General features: G+C 62.9%; 29 protein-coding genes. 16 read left to right on the forward strand and 13 right to left on the reverse strand.

The genetic code is table 11. The features are described from left to right. On the forward strand, nt 1–1002 hold a 1002-nt coding region (locus FFS45_RS09390), incomplete at its 5' end, for a nitrate/sulfonate/bicarbonate ABC transporter ATP-binding protein (RefSeq protein WP_137954367.1). Between the two features lie 70 nt (nt 1003–1072). On the opposite strand, the gene FFS45_RS09395 is transcribed toward FFS45_RS09390, so the two are convergent. From FFS45_RS09395 to FFS45_RS09405, 3 genes are all read right to left on the reverse strand, one after another. Next, nucleotides 1073–1600: a hypothetical protein gene (locus tag FFS45_RS09395; RefSeq protein WP_249362740.1), complete on the reverse strand. Its 528-nt coding sequence runs from the start codon at nt 1598–1600 to the stop codon at nt 1073–1075. Between the two features lie 50 nt (nt 1601–1650). Next, on the reverse strand, nt 1651–2244 hold the full coding sequence (locus FFS45_RS09400; RefSeq protein ID WP_137954368.1) for a hypothetical protein: 594 nt from the start codon (nt 2242–2244) through the stop codon (nt 1651–1653). A gap of 202 nt (nt 2245–2446) precedes the next feature. Further along, a complete protein-coding gene (locus tag FFS45_RS09405) occupies nt 2447–3502 on the reverse strand; it encodes a sigma-54 dependent transcriptional regulator (protein ID WP_137954369.1) in 1056 nt (351 codons plus the stop codon). A 465-nt stretch (nt 3503–3967) separates the two neighbouring features. Between FFS45_RS09405 and FFS45_RS09410 the strand changes: the two genes are divergently transcribed. From FFS45_RS09410 to otsA, 6 genes are all read left to right on the forward strand, one after another. Then, complete coding sequence (locus FFS45_RS09410; RefSeq protein WP_137954370.1) at nt 3968–4285, forward strand: DUF883 family protein; 318 nt, start codon at nt 3968–3970, stop codon at nt 4283–4285. 22 nt (nt 4286–4307) lie between these two features. Next, the gene (locus tag FFS45_RS09415) at nt 4308–4580 is read left to right on the forward strand and encodes a hypothetical protein (RefSeq protein WP_137954371.1); all 273 of its coding nucleotides are present in this window, start codon (nt 4308–4310) and stop codon (nt 4578–4580) included. Nucleotides 4581–4939: 359 nt separating this feature from the next. After that, nucleotides 4940–6346 (forward strand): sigma-54 dependent transcriptional regulator, encoded by a 1407-nt coding sequence (locus FFS45_RS09420; RefSeq protein WP_137954372.1) that lies wholly within the window; start codon nt 4940–4942, stop codon nt 6344–6346. A gap of 73 nt (nt 6347–6419) precedes the next feature. Beyond that, the gene (locus tag FFS45_RS09425; RefSeq protein ID WP_137954373.1) at nt 6420–6623 is read left to right on the forward strand and encodes a hypothetical protein; all 204 of its coding nucleotides are present in this window, start codon (nt 6420–6422) and stop codon (nt 6621–6623) included. A 176-nt stretch (nt 6624–6799) separates the two neighbouring features. Then, nucleotides 6800–7042, forward strand: a complete 243-nt coding sequence (locus FFS45_RS09430; protein ID WP_137954374.1) for a hypothetical protein — start codon at nt 6800–6802, stop codon at nt 7040–7042. Nucleotides 7043–7232: 190 nt separating this feature from the next. Continuing rightward, nucleotides 7233–8657, forward strand: a complete 1425-nt coding sequence (gene otsA / locus FFS45_RS09435; RefSeq protein WP_137954375.1) for an alpha,alpha-trehalose-phosphate synthase (UDP-forming) — start codon at nt 7233–7235, stop codon at nt 8655–8657. Nucleotides 8658–8981: 324 nt separating this feature from the next. Here otsA and FFS45_RS09440 read toward each other — a convergent pair whose 3' ends face one another. From FFS45_RS09440 to FFS45_RS09465, 6 genes are all read right to left on the reverse strand, one after another. Further along, nucleotides 8982–9560 (reverse strand): hypothetical protein, encoded by a 579-nt coding sequence (locus FFS45_RS09440; RefSeq protein ID WP_137954376.1) that lies wholly within the window; start codon nt 9558–9560, stop codon nt 8982–8984. A 217-nt stretch (nt 9561–9777) separates the two neighbouring features. Then, the gene (locus tag FFS45_RS09445; protein ID WP_137954377.1) at nt 9778–11217 is read right to left on the reverse strand and encodes an MFS transporter; all 1440 of its coding nucleotides are present in this window, start codon (nt 11215–11217) and stop codon (nt 9778–9780) included. 193 nt (nt 11218–11410) lie between these two features. Then, a complete protein-coding gene (locus FFS45_RS09450) occupies nt 11411–11914 on the reverse strand; it encodes a YbhB/YbcL family Raf kinase inhibitor-like protein (protein WP_137954378.1) in 504 nt (167 codons plus the stop codon). A 138-nt stretch (nt 11915–12052) separates the two neighbouring features. Further along, nucleotides 12053–12499, reverse strand: a complete 447-nt coding sequence (locus FFS45_RS09455; protein WP_137954379.1) for a very short patch repair endonuclease — start codon at nt 12497–12499, stop codon at nt 12053–12055. Beyond that, nucleotides 12499–13740 carry a DNA (cytosine-5-)-methyltransferase gene (dcm, locus tag FFS45_RS09460; protein ID WP_137954380.1) on the reverse strand — a complete coding sequence of 414 codons (1242 nt, stop codon included), beginning with the start codon at nt 13738–13740 and terminating at the stop codon, nt 12499–12501. The genes FFS45_RS09455 and dcm overlap by 1 nt, the downstream gene beginning before the upstream one ends. Nucleotides 13741–14064: 324 nt before the next feature. Next, nucleotides 14065–14373, reverse strand: coding sequence for a hypothetical protein (locus FFS45_RS09465; protein ID WP_249362744.1), 309 nt, complete (start codon nt 14371–14373; stop codon nt 14065–14067). 161 nt (nt 14374–14534) lie between these two features. On the opposite strand from FFS45_RS09465, the gene FFS45_RS09470 reads away from it, so the two are divergent. The 3 genes from FFS45_RS09470 to FFS45_RS09480 all read left to right on the forward strand — a co-directional run bounded on the left by FFS45_RS09470 (nt 14535) and on the right by FFS45_RS09480 (nt 16050). Next, nucleotides 14535–14726: a CsbD family protein gene (locus FFS45_RS09470; RefSeq protein WP_137954381.1), complete on the forward strand. Its 192-nt coding sequence runs from the start codon at nt 14535–14537 to the stop codon at nt 14724–14726. Nucleotides 14727–14909: 183 nt separating this feature from the next. Further along, nucleotides 14910–15131, forward strand: coding sequence for a hypothetical protein (locus FFS45_RS09475; protein ID WP_137954382.1), 222 nt, complete (start codon nt 14910–14912; stop codon nt 15129–15131). Nucleotides 15132–15345: 214 nt separating this feature from the next. Next, nucleotides 15346–16050 (forward strand): glutathione binding-like protein, encoded by a 705-nt coding sequence (locus FFS45_RS09480; RefSeq protein WP_137954383.1) that lies wholly within the window; start codon nt 15346–15348, stop codon nt 16048–16050. A 126-nt stretch (nt 16051–16176) separates the two neighbouring features. On the opposite strand, the gene FFS45_RS09485 is transcribed toward FFS45_RS09480, so the two are convergent. Then, the gene (locus FFS45_RS09485; RefSeq protein WP_137954384.1) at nt 16177–17913 is read right to left on the reverse strand and encodes a tetratricopeptide repeat protein; all 1737 of its coding nucleotides are present in this window, start codon (nt 17911–17913) and stop codon (nt 16177–16179) included. Between the two features lie 318 nt (nt 17914–18231). Between FFS45_RS09485 and FFS45_RS09490 the strand changes: the two genes are divergently transcribed. Both FFS45_RS09490 and FFS45_RS09495 read left to right on the forward strand, forming a co-directional pair. Then, a complete protein-coding gene (locus tag FFS45_RS09490) occupies nt 18232–18519 on the forward strand; it encodes a hypothetical protein (protein ID WP_349292313.1) in 288 nt (95 codons plus the stop codon). A 165-nt stretch (nt 18520–18684) separates the two neighbouring features. Next, the gene (locus FFS45_RS09495) at nt 18685–19233 is read left to right on the forward strand and encodes a DUF2867 domain-containing protein (protein WP_137954386.1); all 549 of its coding nucleotides are present in this window, start codon (nt 18685–18687) and stop codon (nt 19231–19233) included. A 62-nt stretch (nt 19234–19295) separates the two neighbouring features. On the opposite strand, the gene FFS45_RS09500 is transcribed toward FFS45_RS09495, so the two are convergent. Next, a complete protein-coding gene (locus FFS45_RS09500; RefSeq protein WP_137954387.1) occupies nt 19296–19547 on the reverse strand; it encodes a hypothetical protein in 252 nt (83 codons plus the stop codon). Nucleotides 19548–19962: 415 nt separating this feature from the next. Between FFS45_RS09500 and FFS45_RS09505 the strand changes: the two genes are divergently transcribed. Together FFS45_RS09505 and FFS45_RS09510 are read left to right on the forward strand one after the other, a co-directional pair. Further along, nucleotides 19963–20292 (forward strand): DUF4148 domain-containing protein, encoded by a 330-nt coding sequence (locus FFS45_RS09505; protein WP_137954388.1) that lies wholly within the window; start codon nt 19963–19965, stop codon nt 20290–20292. A 230-nt stretch (nt 20293–20522) separates the two neighbouring features. Next, nucleotides 20523–21503: an alpha/beta hydrolase gene (locus FFS45_RS09510; RefSeq protein WP_137954389.1), complete on the forward strand. Its 981-nt coding sequence runs from the start codon at nt 20523–20525 to the stop codon at nt 21501–21503. Here the strand turns inward: FFS45_RS09510 and FFS45_RS09515 are convergent. Beyond that, the gene (locus FFS45_RS09515) at nt 21500–21706 is read right to left on the reverse strand and encodes a hypothetical protein (protein ID WP_137954390.1); all 207 of its coding nucleotides are present in this window, start codon (nt 21704–21706) and stop codon (nt 21500–21502) included. The two genes, FFS45_RS09510 and FFS45_RS09515, sit on opposite strands and share 4 nt — an antisense overlap. A gap of 556 nt (nt 21707–22262) precedes the next feature. Here FFS45_RS09515 and FFS45_RS09520 point away from each other — a divergent pair. Beyond that, nucleotides 22263–22694 carry a hypothetical protein gene (locus FFS45_RS09520; protein ID WP_137954391.1) on the forward strand — a complete coding sequence of 144 codons (432 nt, stop codon included), beginning with the start codon at nt 22263–22265 and terminating at the stop codon, nt 22692–22694. Nucleotides 22695–22697: 3 nt separating this feature from the next. Beyond that, on the forward strand, nt 22698–23240 hold the full coding sequence (locus FFS45_RS09525) for a hypothetical protein (RefSeq protein WP_137954392.1): 543 nt from the start codon (nt 22698–22700) through the stop codon (nt 23238–23240). 66 nt (nt 23241–23306) lie between these two features. On the opposite strand, the gene FFS45_RS09530 is transcribed toward FFS45_RS09525, so the two are convergent. Continuing rightward, the gene (locus tag FFS45_RS09530; protein WP_137954393.1) at nt 23307–23525 is read right to left on the reverse strand and encodes a hypothetical protein; all 219 of its coding nucleotides are present in this window, start codon (nt 23523–23525) and stop codon (nt 23307–23309) included. Nucleotides 23526–23844: the final 319 nt, after the last annotated feature.

The following is a 23844-nucleotide window of genomic DNA, read 5'->3' on the forward strand; positions in this document are numbered from 1 at the left end:
GTGCTGCAGAACGTGGAAGCCGGTCTCGAAGCCCAGGGCGTGGGCGCCCGCGAACGCCGCGAACGGGCGCTGGCGGCCATCGACCTGATCGGTCTGGACGGCTTCGAAAACGCCTATCCGCGCGAGCTCTCGGGCGGCATGCGTCAGCGCGTGGGCTTTGCCCGTGCGCTGGTGGTCGACCCGACCCTGCTGCTGATGGACGAGCCGTTCTCCGCGCTCGACGTGCTGACCGCCGAAACGCTGCGTACCGACCTGCTGGATCTGTGGACCCAGGGCCGCATGCCGATCAAGTCGGTGTTGATCGTCACACACAACATCGAGGAAGCGGTGTTCATGTGCGACCGCATCCTCGTGCTGTCGTCGAACCCTGGCCGCGTGATCGCCGAGATCAAGGTGCCGTTCCAGCATCCGCGCAACCGCCTGGACCCGGCGTTCCGCCGTCTGGTGGACGAGATCTACGCGAAGATGACGGCGCGTCAGACCGACGAATCCACCAAAAAGGGCCTGGAGCTGGGAAGCTGGCTGCCGCATGTGTCGACCAACCTGATGGCCGGTCTGATCGAAACGCTGGCTGCCGCGCCTTACCATGGCCGCGCCGACATGCCGGAAATTGCCCGCTCGCTGCATCTGGAGGTGGACGATCTGTTCCCGGTTGCCGAAGTGCTGCAGTACCTGGGCTTCGCCGATGTGCGTGAAGGCGATATTTTCCTGACGCCGCCGGCCCGTGTGTTTTCGGAGTTCGGTACCCAGGAACGGAAGATGATGTTCGCCGAGCATCTGCTGCGTCATGTGCCGCTCGCAGCGCGGATCAAGAAGGTGCTCAACGAGCGCCCGGGGCATCGTGCGCCGCGCGTGCGTTTCGAACAGGAGCTGGAAGATTTTCTGTCGGACAGCGCCGCGGAAGAGACGCTCGACGCCGTCATCAACTGGGGCCGTTATGGCGAGATCTTCTCGTACAACGACCAGACGGAAATTTTCAGCCTCGAGGACGTCGAGTCCTGAGCGTCGCGTTGGTGGCGTGAAGTAGCGCTTGTAGAGGGGCGGCAAGGTCAGACCTGCCGCCCCTCTTGTCTTATTGCAGATTGCCCCAGCGTTCGACGGCCGGTTCGGCCGATGCCCACTTCCAGCCCTTGTCCTGCAGGCAGGCGCTGGCGGTGTACCAGTCTTCGTGGGCGTCCGGCTTGTCGCTGTCGGCCACCGAGAACACAAAGTCCTTGCAGATGGCGAGCGCCGAGGTGAACGCGCGCGTCACCCGCACTTCGCCGTGGCCGTTCTCGATCGGCATGGTGTGCTTGACGCTCCACGGCTTGGTCGCGCCTACCGGCATGCCGCCGGCCAGCGCTGCGATCTCGTTCTGCTGGTCGCTGTGCATGCTGCGCATGTAGCGCTTCACCGCTTCGTCGGTGGCCGATTGCACTGCAATGCCGACGCCGATGCCTACCGCCGGATTGGCGGTGACGAGGCCCGAGGCGACCCCGGCCGCGGCGCCGCTCGCCGCGCCGACCGACGAGCAGCCGCTCGTCAGCAGGCTGGCGCCGACGCACAGCGCGCCGGCCAGCACCAGGCGCAGGCTCACAGGGGAAGCTACACGAGAAACCACCGGGGAAACCACGGGAAAAGCCGCAGCGAAAACGACGGTCGGGCGCGGCGTCATTGCAGCGCGCCCCAGCGCTCGGTGGCGGGTTCGGCGGAGGCCCATTTCCACGCCGCGCCGTCGCGGCAGATGGAGGCGACATAGAACGCGCTGCTGGCCGGTTTGTCCTTGGTCGCGTCCGCATCCACCGAGAAGACGATTTCCTTGCAGTCGAGCGCGCCTGTGCTGATGGCGCGGCTTACGGTGACGCGGCCGTGTTCGTCGTCTTCGATCGGTACGGTGTGCGTCACGCTCCACGGCGCCACTGCGCCGACATCGAGCGGCCCGGCTACCTTGGCGATGCCGTCCTGGGTATTGCGGTGGACCACGCGCTCCGAGTACTGCACGCCGGCCTGCGCGGCGGCGACGGCGCCGAGGCCAATGCCGGTTGCGACGGCGGCGTTACGCGTGACCTTGCCGGCAATCGCGGCGCCTGCGATACCGGCGCCGGCCGTGGCGCTTTCCGAGTAGATCGAACTGCAGCCGCTCAGGCTGGCGGAGACCAGAACGGCCACGGCCAATAGCGGCGTGACGAACGGTGCGGTGAACGATACGGCGCTTGCACGCGGGGCCCGGTCAGCCCAGCGCGCATTACGGTTTGATATTTGCATTTCCCTGTCTGTGCTCCTGCCTCTGCCGTGCACGCCGAGTGGTTGCGACGGACTGGGCTGACGACGCGCCGCGCGCGACGCTGCAATATTTTGCAGGATGCCTTTTGCAATTGGGATAGGGAAAATGCAAGCAATTGCAAAAGATGATGCGACCCACTGCCTTTTCTGGCGGGGCTTGCCGCGTCCACGAGAACAAGGAGCCTCAGGACTCGCTTTCCTCCGAGGCATCGTCGTCGCCGTAGCTGCTGAGCCGGTTGTAGAGCGTCTTCAGGCTCACACCGAGCGCTTTGGCTGCGCGCCGCTTGTCGCCGCCGCAGTACTTCAACGTGCCGAGGATGATCTGCTTCTGCGCGTCGGCAAGCGGCGTGCCGATCCACACACTCATCGCGTCGCCCTGGGTGACGGCCTTCTTCACACGCGAGGCGAGATGCGGGTGCGGCAGCTCGACGGTTTTCTCGGCGAGAATAAACGCCCGGTAGATGGCGTTTTTCAGCTCACGCACATTGCCGGGCCACGACCAGGTGCGCAGCGTTTCAATGGACCGCTTGCTAAAACTCTTGCTGGTGTTTTCCTGGGCGTTCAACGCAGCGAGGAAATGCTGCGCGAGCAGTTCGCGATCGCCGTCGCGCTCGCGCAGCGGCGGCGCGCGCAACGGAAACACTGCGAGCCGGTACATCAGGTCTTCGCGCAGGCCGTTTTCCTTTACGGCGACGGCCGGGTCGCGGTTGGTGGCCGCAATCACGCGAACGTCGCCGCTGATCAGATCGTTGCCGCCGACCCGGTAGAACGTGCCCGTCTCCAGCGCACGCAGCAGCTTGACCTGGCGCACCGGCGCCATTTCGGTGATTTCGTCGAGAAACAGCGTGCCGCCATTGGCGTGTTCGAAGTAGCCGATGCGTCCCTGCACGGCGCCGGTAAAGCTGCCTTTTTCGTGGCCGAACAGTTCGGCTTCGATCAGCTCGTCGGGAATCGCACCGCAGTTGACGGCGATAAAAGGCGCGTCCTTACGCGCGCTGTGATCGTGAATCGTGCGGGCAATCAGTTCCTTGCCCGTGCCGGATTCGCCGATGATGAGGGCGGTTGCATCGGTCGCCGCAACCCGTTCGATTTGTTCGTATAAATCGAGCATCACGGGGGATGAGCCATACAGCAGACCATATGACTTGAGTCCCGCAACGCCGTCCGTCACGCGAGACTTGCCCGCTGCCGCCGCATCGCCGGAGGCAAGCGTGGGCGAGTCCAGATCGGTTGACGCCATAACCAGGTTGTCCTGTGCAAATGTGTTCGATGGTGCCGCGCAGGCCTGTCGAGAGTGTGAGCCTGTGCATGGATGTAATGGGCCACTATCTCATAAAAATCGATTTAACCATCGGTTGCGCGGCACGGCAATCCGTATGCCCATTACGCGTGAAACCCAACTGGAGGTGCTAACGATTGCGTGGCCGCGCTGTCCAACGAGCATGTGCGGTTGCGCTCGAACGCGAATGCCATGCCTGCCGGTGCGCGTAATTTCACCGAGTGCCCGGCGCGCCGTGCGTCGGCAATATTGACCTTGGAAGCAGCCCAATCGGCACGATTGCCTCGCCGACGATTCGCGTCTCGCCGCGCTCAGTTTCATCAAATAGGTTATCGGGTACACCGTTTGCGGAGACAGGACTTTCGGAACATGCGGTGCCGGCGCACACATACGCAATCGCACTGCAGATTGATACAGGAGTGGCGCATGACTCACACCACGCAACAGCTAGGACTGGGCCGGCAGAAAATGGTTGAGGACTTGCGGGTCCTGCTCACCGACTCGGAAGAAATGGCACGGCTCGCGGCGAATCTGCCGGGTGAAGGCGTCGAGGCGTTACGCGAGCGGCTGAGTACCCACGTCGAGACGCTGCAGGCGGCACTCGGAGACGCGCAGGATGCGGCGCAGCGGCGCTATCGCCGGGCGGCGGTGAATACCGAGCGCTACGTACGGCACAACCCGTGGCGTGCCGTCGGCATTGCGGCGAGCGTGGGTTTTCTGCTCGGCGTGCTGACGGCACGCTGAACACGTTAAGGAGGATCGACTTATGGCACGGCCCAAGATTGGCATTTTCGGCGCGCTGGTGGCCGTCGGCGGGGTGCTGGCGTGGCGCTGGGCGCAAAAGCATCGCGCTTCGCAAGCGAGTTTGAATCGCGAGCTGAACCGCTGGGAGGACGAGGGCGGGGCAGTTGTCGCAACGGCCCAGACGGCGCCAGGCGCGCATGTGGTTGCGGCCGGCGGGGTGCCCGCTAGCGGCGCAAATGGAGGAGGGCACCCAAATGGGGCGGGCGGCGGGGCTTGGCCTTTTCCCCATAGTTGAGCGGTGCTTCGCGCGTCCGTTTCGGATCGCGCGCCACACGAGCGCTAGGGGAGCACAATGGGCAGCCTTAAAAGGGAGAGATGGGGGGAGCGGCTGACAGTTTGTCCCAATAAGGTTTTATAATAGATATTCACACAACAATAGGTCCGTTTAGCTGTGCGTAACACGCGAATTGTTGCGAATTCGTGCCAAGTCCGGCTTTTGCTGAAACCCAACGGGGGCACTTGTGAAGTGAGTGTGTCCTTACGCCGCCGCGCTGTATGCGCAGCGCGACGGCGGCGGCGTGTAAGCGCCCGGCGGTTTCTTCATGCTTTCACGCATGCCATCCACAACCAGAACTTTCGGGCTTTCGAGACGCGATGCCACACGTATTGATTGTCGATGACGATGCCAGTACCCGCGAGGCGCTCGCCGCCATCATCGGGGAAGACGGCCTCACTACCGCCACTGCGGGCGATCTGCGCGAAGCGCGCATCCAGTTGGTCCGGCAGATGCCGGACGTCGTGTTTACCGACCTGAAGCTGCCGGACGGCAGCGGTGTCGACCTGTTCGAAGATCTCGACCCGCGCTCGGGTGTCGAAGTGATCGTGATTACCGGCCACGCTACGGTGGAATCGGCCGTGAGTGCGCTGAAAATGGGCGCAACCGATTACCTCGTGAAGCCGATCAACATGCAGCGCGTGAAGGCGATCTTGTCGCGCCTGCCGCGCCCCGGCGACCTCAAGGCGGAAATCGGCACATTGCGCGGCGAGCTGCGCCGCATGGGCCGCTTCGGGCTGATGCTCGGCAATTCGCCGGCCATGCAGGAGGTCTACGACCAGATCAGCCGCGTGGCGCCTACGGCCGCCTCGGTGATGCTGGTAGGCGAGTCCGGCACCGGCAAGGAAGTGGCCGCGCAGACCGTGCACCAGTTGAGCTTGCGCCGCAAGCACGCGTTCCTCGCGGTCAACTGCGGCGCTATTTCGCCGAATCTGATCGAATCGGAAATGTTCGGCCATGAACGCGGCTCGTTTACGGGTGCGGACCGGCAGCACAAGGGCTATTTCGAGCGCGCCAACGGCGGCACGCTGTTCCTCGACGAAATCACCGAAATGCCGATCGAGTTGCAGGTCAAGCTGCTGCGCGTGCTCGAAACGGGCATGTTCATGCGGGTCGGCACCACCAAGGAAATCGAAACCGATGTGCGCCTGATTGCGGCTACCAATCGCGATCCGGAGCAGGCGGTGCTGGAAGGCAAACTGCGCCTCGACCTGTATCACCGCCTGAACGTGTTTCCGATCAGCCTGCCGCCGTTGCGCGAACGCGGCAAGGACGTCGAACAGCTCGCACAGGCATTCCTCGACGAGCTCAACGAGCGCCACAGCACGCGCAAGCACTTCCCGGCTGCGGTCAAGGAGATGCTGCTGTCGTACCCGTGGCCCGGCAACGTGCGCGAGCTGAAGAACTACGTGCAGCGCGCTCACATCATGTCCGGTGCGGATTCGGACAGCACGGCAACCGTGCCGCTGCAGATCACGCTGTCCAAACCCGCCGCAGGAACGGCGATCACGATTGCGTTCGGCACCTCGCTTGCCGAGGCGGATCGCCAGTTGATTCTCGCCACGCTCGAGCAGTGCGGCGGCGTGAAAACGCGTGCCGCGGAAATTCTCGGCATCAGCCTGAAGACGCTCTACAACCGCCTGGTCGAATACGGTAACGACGCGGCCCGCGGCGAAGACGGCGACGCTTCAGACGAATCGCGGGCATTGGGCGGCGCCGACGTCTGACGCGCTGCCCGGGGTGCGTGCGCCAGGGCACAGGCGTTGCTGCGATCTCTACGAACGCACACAAGGAACGTTTATGCCGCTGCATGCCCCCGCTCCCGCGCTCGATGCACATCGCCCCGAGCCGACCGACCCGCCCAATCCCAGCGAACCCGATACGGTGCCGGACCCAACCCGCGAGCCGGTCGAACCGAGCGCGCCGCCGATCGGCGATCCGCCCCCGCAACCCAATGAGGCGCCGCATACGTCGTGCCGTGCGGCTTGTCACATGGGGTTCTAAGGCCGCTCTATTCGACCCTTCGATCTGCCTTGCCCACGGCCCACCCGCCCCTGTGCCGGATTGCTGTATTTGTTACAAAGACGGCGACGCTTTTTACCGGCAAATTGACGGCGCGGGCTCTAGACTAAGTGAGAGCCGTTCACGAGGGCGGCCGGCTTCCCGAGGAGGCATCGATCATGAGACACCCGGCATTGCGGCGCTCCGCGCGCCATTCGAAGCGCGATTCACGCCCCGGCAGCGCAGCGGGAGCCCCGCCGGCGGGCGGCCCGCTCACAGGACCGGAACCGGCGGGACACGACCCGGCCGGGCAGAACCGCGTCGCCCCCGACGCTCCGCCGGATGGCGAGCACAACCAGGGCGGCGTGCGCCACGAAGGACTCGAATACCAGCGCGACCTCGGCTCCGAGCAGGACGCCTGAGGGATTTCGCCGAAGCTACGCAAAACGGAAAATTCTTTTGATGCGGCGCTCGCGCACGGCAGGTTTATCCCTGCCTGTCACATTTGCATACATTTTCATTCCGCCAGTTTTGAGATGAGGCACGCGATTTGCATGCACCAGGGCGGCACATTCCCACATGCAACGAACAACTGAGTGAGGTGTAGCACCAATGAGCAGATTGATCGTGGTATCGAATCGTGTCGCGCCGACGCAGGAAGGCCGCCCGGCAGCCGGTGGTCTTGCAATCGGTGTGCTGGACGCCCTCAAGGAAACCGGTGGCGTGTGGTTCGGCTGGAGCGGCGAGACAGTGGCAGAGCCGGCAGCGCCGCTGATCGAGCAGCAGGGCAACGTGACGTACGCAACGGTGGGGCTCACCAAGCGCGACTACGACCAGTATTACCGTGGTTTCTCGAACGCGACGCTATGGCCGACGTTCCACTACCGTAACGACCTGTCGCGCTTCGATCGTCAGGAGTACGCCGGTTATCTGCGCGTGAACCAGACGCTCGCGAAGCAGCTGAAGGAAATGATCAAGCCCGATGACATCATCTGGGTGCACGACTATCACTTGCTGCCGTTTGCGAAATGCCTGCGCGAACTCGGCGTGAAGAATCCGATTGGCTTTTTCCTGCATATCCCGTTTCCGGTGCCGGAAGTGCTGCGCAGCGTGCCGCCGCACGAAGAGCTCGTGAAGGCGATGTGCAGCTACGACGTCGTGGGTTTTCAGACCGATGCCGACCGGCAGTCGTTTGTCGACTATATCGAGCGCGGTCAGCACGGCACTTCGAGCGAAGACGGCATGGTGCACGCGTATAACCGCTTCCTGAAAGTTGCGGCCTATCCGATCGGGATCTATCCCGATGCGATCGCCAGGGCCGCCGAGCAGTTCACCGACCGCAAGGCCGTGCGCAGCCTGCGTGACGGCATGCGCGGCCGCAAGCTGATCATGAGCGTGGACCGCCTCGATTATTCGAAGGGCCTGGTCGAACGGTTTCAGGCCTTCGAGCGTTTGCTGCTGACGGCGCCGGGTTGGCACGGACGCGTCTCGCTGGTGCAGATTGCACCGCCGACGCGCTCCGATGTGCAGACCTACCAGCGCATTCGTCAGACGCTTGAGGGCGAAGCCGGCCGCATCAACGGCCGTTTCGCGCAACTCGACTGGACGCCGATCCAGTACCTGAACCGCAAGTACGAACGCAATCTGCTGATGGCGCTGTTCCGCCAGTCGCAGGTGGGCTATGTGACGCCGTTGCGCGACGGCATGAACCTGGTTGCAAAGGAGTACGTGGCATCGCAGGACCCGGCCGATCCAGGCGTGCTGGTACTGTCGCAGTTTGCCGGCGCGGCCGAGCAACTGCCGGGCGCACTGGTGGTGAACCCGTTCGACCTGTCGCAGATGGCCGAGGCGCTCGAGCGGGCGCTTTCGATGCCGCTCGCGGAACGCCAGGCGCGGCACGCGGACATGATGGCGCCGCTGCGGGAAAACAACCTGTCGGTGTGGCGCGATACTTTCCTTGCCGATCTGCGCAATGTGGCGACGGCTTCTTCGGTGACGGCCAAGGCGGTAAAGCTCGCGGACGTGACAGCGACCTGAAGCGCTGAACGGCGCCTAACGGGTGATCGAGGGGCTGATCAAAGGGCTTTGGGTGCGCTGAATCAGCGTGGCACGAGTCCTTCAGCTCCGGTGGGTAGAGCGGGTGCTCATCCATGCTGTCACGTCGAATCCATCAAGCGGCTCGCGGGCTTTGCTCCGGCGTGATGGGCTGACAAGGAGGATGACAGAAGAGGCCCAACGAAGATGCCAATAAAGAGGTCCAACGAAGATGCCAACAAAGAGGCCCAACAAAAAGGCCGACAACGCGCTCTCCACGGCGGCCACGTGGCCGCCGTTTTCGCAAGCGTTCGCATTGCGCGAGCCTTACGCGTGCTGCTGGTTCAGCTCGCCTAGCGGCTCAGGCGTCGTGGTCGGGTCGAAGTCCGCCCAACGGCCTCGCTGCCAGCGGCCGGTGGCGCGCTCGAGGTCGGTGCCGCCTGCTTCGCGCAGCACGGCGGCGGCGTCGAGCTGGTTGTCCTCACAGACATGCACGGCCACCAGCACGCCTGAATTGCGCAACTCGTGGTGCACCAGTTCATGATGCGTAGCGTTGGCGTTGCGCGTCTGCAGGAACACGCCCACGCGCAAGCCGAGATACGCTCCGACCCCCGCCGCGATCACCACAACCGGCAGGGAGGCAGCGAATGCCATGAAAATCGCGGCGCCGATGATGGCCCCGGCGACTGCTCCAAGGCTCGCGCCATGACCGGCTGGATGATGGCTTGGCGGTGCGGCGCCGGCCCCCGGGCCGCCGTGATCGGGCGCGTGGCGCGCGTGCTGACCGCGTGGATTGACAAAGAACAGCGTGACGTCTTCTTCGACGAAACCGTGCTCGAACAGTTGATGCGCGGCGGCTTCGGCAGCAGGAAACGTGGTGAAGCGTCCAGCAACGATGAGTGACATGGGAACCCCCTCGGCATCGTTCAGAAACCATGCAGGGAAGTGCAGGGACACCCGTTGCCGCGCGATGCGTGAAGACGCGGCGCGGGTAGAGCCTTTGACAGCACGGCGCGCCGCAAGTGCGGCTCACCGTCCTATAAGGTTAGCACTGCGAGGTTAGCACTGCGAGGTTAGCACTGCGAGATTAGCGCCACGAGGTTGTGCATTACGGGGTTATGCATTACGCCGCCGCGGGGCTCGCGTGCTGCATGACCCGCATTGTGCTGACTACCGCGGCCACCGCTGCAAAACACGCCGCGACATACAGCGCGACGGTCGGTCCATGCTGCGGCGCAACGCCGAAGATCAATGCCACCAGCGCCGAGCCGAACGTCTGCCCGGTCAGGCGCGCAGTCCCCAGCATGCCGCTCGCACCGCCGCTGCGCTCGCGCGGCGCGGCCGCCAGCATGGTGCGATTGTTCGGCGACTGGAAGATGCCGAAGCCCGCACCGCACAACGCCATGCGCCAGGCAATCTGCAGCGGGTCAGGATGCGCGCCTAGTGTGGCGAGCAGCAGCAGGCCGGCGGTCAACGCGACCAGTCCGATGCCGCCCAGCCAGCCGGCCGATAGCCGGTCCGACAACACCCCCGACAACGGCGCGGCCACCACGATGACGAGCGGCCAGGGCGTCATCAACAGCCCGGTCTGGACCTGCGACAGGCCGAGCGTGTCCTGCAGCATGAACGGCAGCGAGACGAAAGCGAGCATCTGCGCGGCGAACGAACAGACCGACGTACCGACCGACAGCGCGAACACCGGAATGCGCAGCAGATCCACGGGCAGGAGCGGGGCTGGCTGCGTCAATTGCCGGCGCACGAAGAAATAGCCGATGACCGCGGCACCGAGCGCTTCGAGCGCGGCATAGCCCCACGCCTCGCCATGCCCGAGTCCGTCGACCGCGAAGATCAGCAGGCCGAACACGAGGGCGTTCATCACCGCGCTGAGGTAGTCGTAGGGCGCCTTATGTCCCACGTTGCCCGGCAGCGCCTTGAGGCCGGTGGCGACCGCGGCAATCCCGATCGGTACGTTGATGGCGAACAGCCACGGCCATGGAGCGATGGCGAGCACGCCTGAAGCGACCGTCGGCCCGACCGCGGAGGACACCGCCACCACCATCGCGTTGATGGCGACGCCGCGTCCCAGCTGGGCGGGCGGATAAATGGTGCGCACGAGGGCGGTATTGACGCTCATGATGCCCGCCGCGCCAAAACCCTGGATCACGCGGGCGATTGCGAGCGTCACCAGTGAGCTGGACAGCGAGCATCCGAGCGAGGCAACTGTGAACAGGATCAGGCCACCCAGGTAGACGCGCCGGTAGCCGATCCGGTCGCCGAGCGACGCCAGTGGCAGCAGCGAAATGGTGATCGCCAGCTGGTAGGCGTTGACGACCCAGATCGACGCGGCGGCGCTGGCGTGCAGATCGCGGGCGATGGTCGGTAGCGCCACGTTGGCGATCGCGCTATCGAGCACGGCAAGCGTAATGCCGAGCGCCACCACGACGATGGCCCAATAGCGCTGCGGCAGGGGCAGCCCCAGTTCGATGTCGGGTGTGGCGGCGTGGGCGCCGCTTGCTGCGCCCGAAGGAGTGGAGCTTTCGTTACCGGAGGCTGGTGCGTGCATCGCTTGGGATATAGGCAGAGGTAGGTGTAGGCGCGAATTCGAATGCAAGGTACCGACGCGAAGCCGTCTTCTGGCCGTATTGCGGCGCGGGTGCCGCTCAGTTGCCACTCAGGTGCGGCTCAGTTGCGACTCAGTTGCGACTATGACGCCGGGGCAGGCAGCGTGCCCGCCTCGGCGCCAGTTTGCGCGTCGGTTATTTCAGTTCGTACAAACCGGTATGCGTCGTCGAATCGATCTCGTTCAGATGCGTCATGAAGCGCGCGATCGCGTTGGTCGTCTCCGCATTGATCGGCAAATGCGCCACCTTGAGCGCATGCAGACGGAAAATGTAGCGGTGCGTCCTGTCGCCGCGCGGCGGCGCGGCGCCGCCGAAGCCCACCGTGCCGTAGTCGTTGCGCGCCTGCAGCGCGCCTTGCGGCAGCAGGCTGCCGTCTGCCTTGCCGGCGTTGCGCGGCAGCGAGCGGACGTCGGCCGGAATGTTGACCACGACCCAGTGCCAGAAGCCGCTGCCGGTCGGCGCGTCGGGATCGTGAACGGTGAGCGCGAAGCTTTGCGTATCTTCCGGCGGCGCCTCCCACTGCAAAGACGGAGAGATGTTGTCGCCATCCACGCCGAATGCCTTGTCGTTGTATTCGTGGGCTTTCGGCATGAAGCCGTTGGTGGGGAAGTCGTCGGACCAGAGACGGAAGTCAGCCATCGTATGCCTCCTTAAGGTGGTTCTCAGATGGGTCGAGCTGCCGGAAAAGCGCGTGGCGGACAGACCCGGGCGAGCCAATCGAGTGTATCACCGGCGGCTATTTCGCTTGTTCGAAACAGGCAGCATCCATATGGGATTTCAGCCGCGCGCCTCGAACTCGGCGGTGTCGCCGGGCAGCCAGTCGGCCAGCCGTTGCAGCACGCCGTCAAGATCCCGGTTAGCGCCGCGCAAGGCGCATTCCCACACCACCGCGACGCGCCAGCCGGCGGCGAGCAGCGCGGCGCGCGACTTCTCGTCGTTGCTGCGGTTGCGGCCGATCTTTTCGCGCCAGAACTCCGGGCGCGTCTGGGGCCATTTGAAGAGCGGGCAATCGTGGCCGTGCCAGAAGCAGCCGTGTACGAACACGACGGCACGATAGCGCGGCAGGACGATGTCGGGGCGTCCCGGCAGGTCGCGCGCGTCCAGGCGGAAGCGGAATCCGCGCCGATGCAGCAGGCTGCGGATCAGCAGCTCCGGTTTGGTGTTGCGCCCGCGAATGCCGGACATCATCCGGCTGCGCGTGGCGGCATCGACGATGTCGACCATCAGTCCGCGCGCACGCGCGCCTGCACATGCGGCAGCATGATGCGCGCCACTTCCCGCATCACCGGCATGACCACGCTATTGCCGAACTGGCGGTATGCCTGGGTGTCGCTGACCGGAATCCGGAAGGTGTCGGGAAAGCCCATCAGCCGCGCGCATTCACGCGGCGTGAGGCGGCGCGGACGCAGCCGCTTGCCCTGGGAGACGAGGATTTCGGAGCCGTCCTTGTGGTAGCGGGCCGACAGGGTGCGCGTCACGCTGTCGGGGTAGGCCATCCCGAAGCCAAAGCCGTTGCCCGCCGCGCGATGTTTTTCCGCGTAGTTCTGCAGATAGGTCCACAGATTGGGTGTGAGCGTGTACTTCGGCTGCACGCGTTTCTTGGCGTGATCGAAGAAGCGGTCGTGGTCCCACGGCAGCACCGGCTCGCTGCCGTCGGTGCGGTGCAGGATCGAGCCGAGCCGCGGGCCTTGTTCGGGCAGCCGCAGGTCGTCCCATGAAAACGCCGTTTTACCGCGAAAGCCGACGATGATGATCCGCTCGCGGTGTTGCGGCGTGAAATGCTGGCCGTCGACGATGCGGTAATGCACTTCGTAGCCGAGCTCTTCGCGCAGCGTCTGCAGGATCACCTCGAAGGTGCGGCCCTTGTCGTGCGACAGCAGGTTCTTCACGTTCTCCAGCAGGAACGCGGCAGGCCGCTTGGCGGCGATGATGCGGGCGACGTCGAAGAACAGCGTCCCCTGGGTCGAGCATTCGAAGCCGTGCGGCCGGCCCATCGCGTTCTTCTTGCTGACGCCCGCGATCGAGAACGGCTGGCACGGAAAGCCGCCGAGCAGCACATCGTGGGCAGGGACGTCGCTGGCCGGGTACGACACAATGTCGCCGATGAACGAGTGGTCCGCGCCGTAGTTCTCCAGATAGGTCTTCTTGGAGAAATCGTTCCATTCGCTGGTGAAGACGCAGGCGCCGCCCTGTGCCTCGAAACCCATGCGGATGCCGCCGATGCCGGCGAACAGGTCGATGAAGCGGAAGTTGGCTTCGCCACTTGCCGCGCCGCCGTGCTTGCTTGCCCCGCCGGCCTGCAGCAGGTCGCGCAGGGCGGGTTCGAGCATCGCCGGACAGGGTGTCTCGCCTTTTTCCCAGCGGCGCACCGTCTTGATGTCTTTGCCGACGTGAGCGGCGATTTCTCGTTGGGTGAAGCGGGTGCGCGCCTGTTTTAGCAGCTCGAGCGGTGGGGCCTGGGTCACTAGCGGTCCTTGCTGGGGATTTTTGCGGACATTATGACCTGGAGTTGTCCCTTTTTCCCAGGATTACCCGCTCGAACGGGCAAAATTGACGCGGCAAGCCTTTTGTCGGCTAAGGGTCAACTATCGTCAATTCCATGTCTGACAGATTGCGACTGTCATCTAAGGTTGTTAGGCTAGGGCCAGTGACGCTAGATCTCCGCGTTACGGTGTGTTCAAGCCGCGGCATGGTCCGCGGCATTTTTTTTAACGGGTGTATTGCTGGCAGGAATTACCAGCGCAGAACGGCGCGGTGGGTACGAGGCGCGAGGCACCAAGCTCCTGCGCTCAGTGTGATGGCTGCGAAATGGCTGTACGGCCTTCGTAGGCGTCGAGCGGCAGGGTCTTCCAGCTGGGCAGGCAATCGGCAGGGTCGTATTGGTCGAGTTGCAGCAGCAGACTGTCGACGGCACAGAGTTGCGCGTGGGACAGGCGTTCGCTGTCCAGCAATTGATGCAGGCGCTTGCGCCAGTAGGCGGGCGGCAGGATTGACCCACCCAGGTCGCCGGTCAGCGACGGCAGCATCACGCGGCGAATATGCGCGATGTCCTGGTCAATGAGCGTTGCCGACAAGGTGTGGCTCGGCGTAATGAGCATAGGGGCCATAGCTCGTTAACGGCGGGCTGGATCCGGACTTTAGGGGCGCGGCAAACTTTTTTGAACATGTCGGCGGGGCCGGCAAGGGCTGGGCACAGCGGTTGCTGATTGGAGGCACTGGCGTAACTTCGCGCCGGCATTGCAATCGCATGGAGCTGAATATGAACAAGGACCAGGTGAAAGGTGTCGCTGAGCAGGTCAAGGGCAAGGTCAACGAGGCCGTCGGCAAGGCCACGGGTGACAAGGCCCGGGAGCTGAAGGGCGATCTTCAGCAAGGTGCCGGTGAAATCCGCAAGGCTTACGGTGACGGCAAGGAACAAGCCAAGGACAACGCCAAGCGGAATGCACCGTAATCAGGCAGTCCGGGTTGACGGAAAGGCGCTTCGGCGCCTTTTTGTTTTTCTGCCGCGCTGCGGCAATGACCGCGTCTGCCACGCCGGTTGCAGCCTGTCTGGATAGAGGGTCGCGAAGCTTCGCGCGCCGGGACGCGCTCGCCTACACTGGATGCATCGACAGCAACCATCTTGAGACGTGCGATGACACCCGAAAAAGTGATCTCGATGTTCGAGTTGCAATACCTCGAGGGGAAAGCGCCGGTCAACGTCGAATACGTTTGCGCCGGCTTTGCGGACTGGCTCGCTTCGGCGTGGGAATATCTCGACGGGGAAGAAAAGACCCTGCTGATGTCGGTTGGGGCGGCGTTGTGGCGTGAGGGCTATAGCCGGCGCGCGGGGACCGCGACGAACGATCCGTGGTAAAGCCGGCGCCGCTTGAGCGGGGTTAAGCGGCGCCGATTGATTAGCATGCCTTGTTATCCGGAAACGTTTGCGGGGCCGCAATGGAGCCGCCGTACCGCCGCGCCGGAAAAATTTCGCGGGAGCGTTTATATTGAACGGCTTGTTCGCCGGACCGGCTTGCCCAGCACAGGCATCGTCGTTGCCGTCCCCGTCCATCCCGTCCATTAGGGCTCCCATGACAGACCTGTCCGCTTTCCCCATCACGGCCAAATGGCCGGCCCAGCATCCCGAGCGCCTGCAGCTCTACTCGCTGCCCACGCCGAATGGCGTCAAGATCTCGATCATGCTCGAGGAGACCGGCCTCGCTTACGAACCGCATCTGGTGCGCTTCGACACGAACGACCAGATGTCGGCGGAATTTCTCTCGCTCAATCCGAACAACAAGATTCCGGCCATCATCGATCCGAACGGACCTGGCGGCAAGCCGCTCGCGCTGTTCGAATCCGGCGCCATCCTGATCTATCTCGCGGACAAGACCGGTCAGCTTATTCCGCAAGACGCCGCCGGCCGCTACGAAACGATTCAATGGGTGATGTTCCAGATGGGCGGCATTGGCCCGATGTTCGGGCAGGTGGGGTTCTTCCACAAGTTTGCCGGCAGGGAGTATGAGGACAAGCGCCCGCGCGACCGCTACATCGCGGAGTCGAAGCGTCTGCTCGGTGTGCTGGAGGGGCGCCTTGCTGGGCGTACGTGGCTCATGGGCGACGCATACACGATCGCCGACATCGCGACCTTCCCGTGGGTGCGCAACCTGATCGGTTTTTACGAGGCTGGCGATCTGGTGGGGATTGCGGATTTTCCGAACGTCAGACGGGCGCTCGAGGCGTTTGTCGCGCGGCCGGCGGTGGCGCGCGGGCTGGAGATTCCGAAACGGAATTGAGGTGGAGTGGGCGAGCCAGCGAGCGGTCGGCGCTGCCACCGGGATTGTGCAAAGGAGGTTCGCGCAAGAGGGCTTCGATCCGAAGTCCTTTGTACAGCGTCTCGGGCTTTGCACGGGTCTCGGGTTCTACCGCGCGGTCTGATTGACGCTCCCGGCGTGTGCAAGAAGCGCCGTGCGCGCCGATTGGATCGCGCTGTCCCAATCGCCCAGCGCCGGCTGGCGAAAGAGCTGCGCGCTCGGGTACCACGGGCTGTCCTGACGCTCCAGCATCCAGCGCCAGCAGGTGTCGAACCGGTTCAGGATCCACACCGGCTTGCCGAGCGCACCAGCCAGGTGGGCGACGGCCGTATCGACCGTAATGACGAGGTCGAGGTTCGCGACGAGCGCCGCAGTGTCGGCGAAATCCGCGAGTTCTTCCGTGAAGTCGACGATCTGCTCGCCCAGTTCCGGCCACTGCGTCAGTTGTTGCGACGCTGGTCCTTTCTGCAGGCTGTAGAAGCGGACGTGCGGCACCTTGAGGATCGGACGCAGCGCGTCGAGCGTGATCGAGCGGCGCGCGTCGTTCTTTCGGAGTTCCGCCACATGTGGCCGGTTTCCGCCGGCCCAGACCAGGCCGACTTTCAGATGGCGGTCATCAGCCGCATCTAGCGCGATACGCTCGGCCCAGCGTTGCGACGTCTGCGCGTCGGCGAACAGGTAAGGCACGGTCGCGGGAATGCTTGCGAGCTCGGTCCTGAACGCGAGCGGCAGGCTGAGCAGTGGACAGTGGCAATCGAACGGCGGCAGAGGCCGGCCTTGTTCGATCAACTGCGCCACGCCTTGCAGACTGGTCAGCAGGCGCATCAGTTCCGGCGGTACTTCGAGCAGCACTCGCGCGCCCAGCGCCGCCACCATAGAGGCGTAGCGGCAGAACTGCAGCGTGTCGCCCAGACCCTGCTCGGCGTGCAGCAGGATGGTCTTGCCGTCGATGGCGAAATCCCCCAGCCATAGCGGCTGCGCGAAGCCGCGTTGGCCCGCCTTGATCCGGTTGCGTTGCCAACGCCATTCATATTTCTCCCAGCCTTGCGTGAGCTTGCCCATCTGCAGCAGGCAAAGCGATTCGTTCCAGTGCGCTTCGGCGAAGTCGGGGTTCAACGCCAGCGCGCGCTCGTAGCTTTGCAGCGCCTGTTCGTGTTGACCCAGATCGAGCAGTGTTAGGCCGAGATTGTTCCAGGCGTCGGCGAGCGCGGGCGCGAACTCGATCGCGCGCTGGTAGCTCAGTTGCGCGTCCTGTGGCCGGTTCATGTCGCTCAGGGCGTTCGCGCGATTGCTCCACGCGTCTGCATAGGTCGGCTGCAAGGCGATGGCCTGGTCGCAACTCGCCAGCGCGTCGCTGGGGCGGCCAAGATCGCGCAGCACGCAGGCGCGGTTGTTCCACGCCTGGATGAATTCAGGGCGCAACTTCAGCGCGCGCTCAAAGCTCGCCAGCGCTTCGGCGGGCATATCCAGACCGGCCAGTGCGTTGCCGCGATTGTTCAGCGCGTCGACGAAATCGGCTTGCAGCGCGAGCGCGCGGTTTGCGCTGGCGAGCCCCTCCTTGAAGTGCCGCCGCGCGTTGTAGGCGAAGGCGAGATTGGAGTGAATCGGCGCCTGCATGCCGTTGATGGCGACCGCTTTTTTCAGCAGCTCGATGCCTTCGTCGAGACGGCCCGATTGCAGCGCGAGGGCGCCAAGCAACTGGGTCGCATCGAAGTGCCTGGGCCGCAGCGCGAGAATCTCGCGGTACAGGTCCTCGGCCTCGGCATAGGCCGCGTTTTGCTGCAGGGCGACCGCCTGGCGAAGCAGGTTATCGATCTGGCGCTGCGGGTTCGCTGTCTTGCTCATAGAATGCTTGCGGCTGGGCGCGCGCCCGAATGAACGGCTTCGCGCGGCCGGGCCGGATGGTCTTCGGCTGCGGTGTTGGGCTAGTCTGCCACGTCCCCGGTGGTGCGTGAGTGGCGCGCGAGTGGCGCCGGGGACGGACAGGCGGATGGCGGCGATTATCGCCGAAAAGCATGCGCCTGGCATGGGTGGAGGCGATCCGGCGAGGTTCGCTACGCCGATGGGGGGCGTCGGCGTATGATGTTCGCGGTTGCAGGGAGCGGAGACGCGACGATGAAATCATGCGGTTCACTTCTGTTGGTTTGCGCGATGGCGGCTGCCGTGTTGCTCACCGGATGCGCCCAGGGCGGCCCGGTGGAGTTCTCGGCCACAGGCGCCGATGCACCTGACCTGTCGCGCGCCGACGATCTGGATTTCGGGCCAATGGATCAGTCCATTGCCGCATGCAAGGCCGCTGCGCAAAGTGCCGGTCAAGGACGCTGTGTCAAGGTGCGGGCGTATGAAGCCTGCATGAAGACGCGTGGTTATCTGACCTTGCTGGGCCCGGAGAACCCTTCCGGATGTGGACAACCTGCCTGGGAGCAGGACGTGCGCAAGCTGCTTCAGTGATGAGCAGGTTCGCTTGTTTCGGCGCATGTGTGGTTTGTTGGCAGGAGCGTATGTGATCCAGACGATCGCCACTCCTAATCAATCGGACGTGAGGAAATCGACGCGCCACGATCCGGTATCGCATTACCAGTGCGAGCGTCGATTTCAATTGTGGAGTGGGTAGCTATGCAAACGACAGACTGGTCGGTCAAGGCGGTGTCCGTGCCGGGCGAATCGCGCGTAACCGAAATGTATGACGCACCTTATCTGGCGGATGCGTATGCAGTCCGCTTGCCCGACGGCGCAATTGCCGATCCCGAGTCGCTAGCGCGCTTCCTGCTTACGCATCAGCCGTCATGGGTAGCCAGGTTGATGTCGGTGCGCGATGCGCTGGTGGCGAGCTTCGGAATCAAGACCGCGACACAATTGCGCAAGTCGCCGACGGATGCGGGCGAGGAGCGGATCGATATTTTCAGGGTTTATGAACGCAGGCCGCACGAGATCATCCTCGGTGCGGACGACAAGCATCTCGACTTCAGGTTGTCGGTGATGCGCGAGATGCGGCCGTTAGCGATTGGCGCCGCGCCATACCTCGTTGTCTCGACCGTGGTGAACTGTCATAACCGTCTTGGCCGCACTTACATCAATCTGATCGCGCCCTTCCATCGTCTTGTGGTCGAGTCGTGGCTGCGGCGGGCGGCGCACCTTGGTTGGCCAACGGCGTCGAAATCCTGACATACAGGCGCTTCATGCGCAGAGCCTGCTTGCGCGAACCGCAGGCGGTAATTGCCTGGCTGCTACGAGACTAGCTGAACCTGAGCGTGCGCGGACGACGGCAGCTTCGTGCAGAGGTCGAACTCGTCCAGTTCCAGCAGCAGGCTATCGACGGCCCGAAGCTGCGCGTTCGTCAGATGCGTGGTGTCCAGTATCCGGTAAAGGCGCTGACGCCAGTAGGTGGACGGCAGATACGAGCCGCCGAGATCCCCATACAAGGCCGGCCTCATCACCTTGGCGATATGGGCGATGCCTTCGTCTATAAAGGTATTCATATGTATCCCCGTGGATCCTGCCGGCGGTTCTGGCCGCTTGCTTTACGTCTGATGAATAGGGCGTATTGATGAATACGCGCTCGACAACGAAGCGCATGAATTAGGTAGGAATCCATTCAATTCCACGCGCCCATGAATCGAAGAATACGCGTGCAGCGTGGCGCTCATTCAGACGAATACCGCTGGTTTACCGCGTCAATTCGTTTGCTCGTTTGCTGTGAATCGACCACGCAACGGGCTTGCCGAGGGCCTGTTTTCGAGCGGGATTGCGCGGCTGCTCAATTGTGATGTTTGCGACAACAATGAATTCGAAATTTTGGTCTTCACCCAGGATTCGGCGCCTCGTAGACTGTAATCACTCGCTACACACAAACCTGTTTGTAGCACCGCACAAGACAATCTTTGGAGGTACATCATGAAATCGCTTATCAAGGCTGTTGCCATTGCTGCCGTTCTTGCTATCCCCGCGGTGTCGTTTGCTCAGACGAATCAACCCGTGACGCGCGCACAGGTGCGCAACGAACTGGTTCAACTCGAAAAAGCCGGCTATAACCCATCGGTCTCGAACGACGAAGACTACCCCGCCGATATCCAGGCTGCGGAAGCACGCGTCGCCGCTGAAAAAGGCGCCGCACAAGCCGATACGACGGGTTACGGTGCGAGCGTCAGCGGTTCGACCCAAACGGGACAACGCACCGAAAGCGTCGCAAGCCCGTATTCGCCGCCGGTTTATAACGTGCGTTAATGAACGGCGCAGCAGGCGCACGAATGCCGCAAGGGTAGTGCGCCCACAAGTGGCGGGAATCGAAACAGGCCCGCATCTCGAATGAGATGCGGGCCTGTTTGTTTGAATCGGCAGCGTTTCATTCGCTTCACGCAGCGTCGTGGCAACGGTCTGGCTTTTGCAGTATTTTGCACAGGCCCCGGTGAAACTCATCTCACTCGCCCATGACCGCATAGCGGAAGGACCCGTTTATGAAAGAGCGCAAGCCGTTTGATGCCGCAGTACGCCGTCTGCTCGATGAGCAGGCCGCCGCCGCAGGCGCACCGCCTGTCGTAGCCAATAACGATGAGCGTGTGCGCATGGCGCGTGAGTTCATGATGCGTGCGCTCGAAAGCCGGGTGTCGATTGCAGGGTTGCCGAACCGGGTCGGAACGCGTGACGTGGAGATTGCGGCGGGTTTGACCGCAAGACTCTATCTGCCGCCCGCGGAGGCGATGCCGCAGCCGGTGATGGTGTATTTGCACGGCGGCGGCTGGGTGGTGGGCGCCGTGGCGACCGTTGATCCGTTTTGCCGTTTGTTGAGCGAAGCGGCGGGGGTGATCATCGTCTCGGTCGAGTATCGGCTGGCGCCGGAGCATCCCTATCCGGCGGGGTTGGAGGATGCGCTTGCGGCCTTCGAATGGGCGGCGGGGCACGCGCATGAGTTCGGCGGCGATGTTTCCCGGCTAGCGTTAGGTGGCGATAGCGCGGGCGCGAATCTGGCCGCGGTGGCTGCGAACCGGATGTGCGGCGAGGCGCAGCCGCATGCAAATGCGCTGCGCGCGCTGTTGTTGTTGTATCCGGTTACGGATCATCCGGATGCGGGTCATCCGTCCTATGCAGAGAATGCGGTTGGGTACGGACTCGAGGCGAATCTGATGCGCTGGTTCTGGGAGCAATATGCTGCGGGCGTTTCACCGGACGATCCGAATGTGGCGCCGCTGCGCTTGCGAGAAGTGCCTGCGCTGCCGCCGACGCTGGTGACGACCGCCGAATACGATGTGCTGCGCGATGAAGCGCTCGCGTATGTGGAGAAACTGAAGGCGGCGGGCGTGGTGCTCACTCATTTGCACGCGCCGGATATGGGACATAACTTTCCGGTGACGCCGGCTCAGGTTGCGCGGTTTCCGCAGTGTGTCGAAACCTTGGGCGAGATTGCAGGGTGGTTGAAGGCGAGCCTGGGGGCTCACTAGCGGGTGACAAAAATCGCCACGAGTTTAGGCTGAGTCAGTTCGAAACTGCGAACCCGGCCCGAGCGCACGTCGAGGATGAGCCTCTCGATCAACTCAATCTGACGCGACTCCATTTCAACGTTGCCGCTGGGTGTGGCCTCGATGGCGGCAAGCCAGGCGCGCCGGCGCCGCAGCAAATACGTTACGGCGCTCCCGCGTTGCATGAAAAACCGCTCCATTTCCTTTGGCCGTCTGTTGCAACGGTGTGTGCGTGAATGCGGGTGCGCAACTTAACACGGGGATGCTGCGGGGAGGGGGTGGGTGACGGGAGGGGAAGGTTATGCGGGACTTGCATGGTAAGGCTGGGATGTTTGGAACCAGGATGGTCCCCCCGACAGGAATCACATGCTCAGTGTGATGGTGATTCAGGGGCGATTCTTCCTATTTTGTACCCCCATGTATACCCTCAAATTCTTGGGGGTATTTCTGGGTGCCCCTGATTCGTCATCGGTGATGGCCCGCGGCGGCGCTGCTTGCGCCGAACGAACATTACTGCTGTGACGCTAGAGCAGATCGCTGTGCGGCTTCGATAAGATATTTAAGGAGGGACGGATGATTCATGCGGTGCAATGTTGGCACCGTCAGCGCATAGGATGACGGGTTTACCCATGCTGCTGTCACGAGTGAAAGAACCAATATCGTGCAACAATGTAGTTTGAAGCCGTGAAGCATCAGTGCGTCAACTGGTGCTGGGGAGCAACCTCGAACAGGCGAATCGACATGTCCGATACAAAACAAGCGGGCGAAAGTAAGCCGGGAGTGATTCGACAACGCTGCTGTCCGGGGTGTAGGGATGCGCTAAAGAATTTTTACGTTACAGCCCGTGCTATGCCAATCGAGCAGTATGCGATGCCTCAACTGAGGTCGAGCAATAGGACGATTGGCATGTCGGTGCGCGCGTTTGGTCAGCAGAATGTAAACGAACTTCAGTTCCTGTGTTTCGGAGCTGTATGCCAGAATTGCTCGTTGATCTCGACATGGGATTTCAGTAAGGACGAATTGGAAGCGATTGTTAACAAAGATCCTGCGGCAGCAGATGTCGGGATCAAATGGACGTATCAACCGGCATTGTTGCGTACTTTGGTAGACAAGGCCGAAGAACCGCTGAAGAGCGCGCTGCAGAATCTGCTCGATGACTTGAGCCGCGAGTGACATATGGGCGCGGAAAAAGTACTTTACTTCTTGCCGGCGGCGCTTGCTAAAGCACCGTTGAAGCAATCTCCAATGGAGCTCGGAACCTATTTGGAAAGCCGCGAGATCGGTGCCGAGAATTTGACCATGAATACACCAACCCGTGAAGAATTCGAAGCCCGTCTCGAAGCCGTTGAGGCTCGGATGGACAAGCGCCTGACCGAAATTAGCGGCAAGATAAACGAATTCATTGCTCGACTCGACCAACGCGAAATCGGCAACGATTTGCTTAAGGCTGAGCGTGAAAAGGCGTTGGATGCACGTGACCAAAAGCTGGAACTGATCGCCACGCAGGCCAAAGATGCGGCCGAACGCGCGGCGGGAGCTGCTGAGAAAGCTGCTGGCCTGCGTGCGTCGTTCTGGGCTAGCGCTATTGTTACAGTTCTTGCGGTCTTTGCCATCGCCGCCGGCATGTACATTGGCATGAAGCAATCTGACGAGTCACTGATTCAGGCGACGCTTTCAGTGTTCCAGGCCGGCCAAAATACGCCACCGCCGAAGAAATAGGGCGGCAGTCTGCGTACAGAGCGGTTTAGCTCCGCCCCGAGCGGGGCTTTCATATCCAGCGACTGCCTAGCCGCGAATCTCGTCCGGATTGCCACCCAACGCACGCAACAGGTCGCGCATGTAATCCTCATCGGCATCGCGCCACGCAGGTGAGCCATACGGGAAGTCTTCGGGATTCTTCTTGCCTTGTGCTTTCCGCACGACGCGCACAGTACTCTCAAGCGCCTGAGCTTCTTCGTACCGTGGATGACCGGGGCCGAACGGGATGTCGTTTGCATTTTCCATGCATGGATGTCGGCTGGAGTGGCGGCAACTTTAGCAACTGAGCAACCGCCCCAGGGCCTCGAATCATCGTTGCCCTCCCGTCATTTCGGCATGTCCTTGGGTTCGACTTCACTGCCCTAATAGGATTTGCAACTCACTTTCGGTGACTCAAAAGGGGGGGCGAAACGGCCCCCCTTTGAGTGCGCGCTTGGGGGCCCCCGCGGAATTTGGGCGCGACAGGGAGTATATTGGCATCGCTACGGTACAACCGTGCCTAGTCCGACGGGGCGAAAGCAGGGCTCCCTTACCCTGTTGGCGCGGTTTCTGATAACGCTGCGTG

This window comes from Burkholderia sp. 4M9327F10 (assembly GCF_005503145.1).
In the GTDB taxonomy this organism is placed as follows: domain Bacteria; phylum Pseudomonadota; class Gammaproteobacteria; order Burkholderiales; family Burkholderiaceae; genus Paraburkholderia.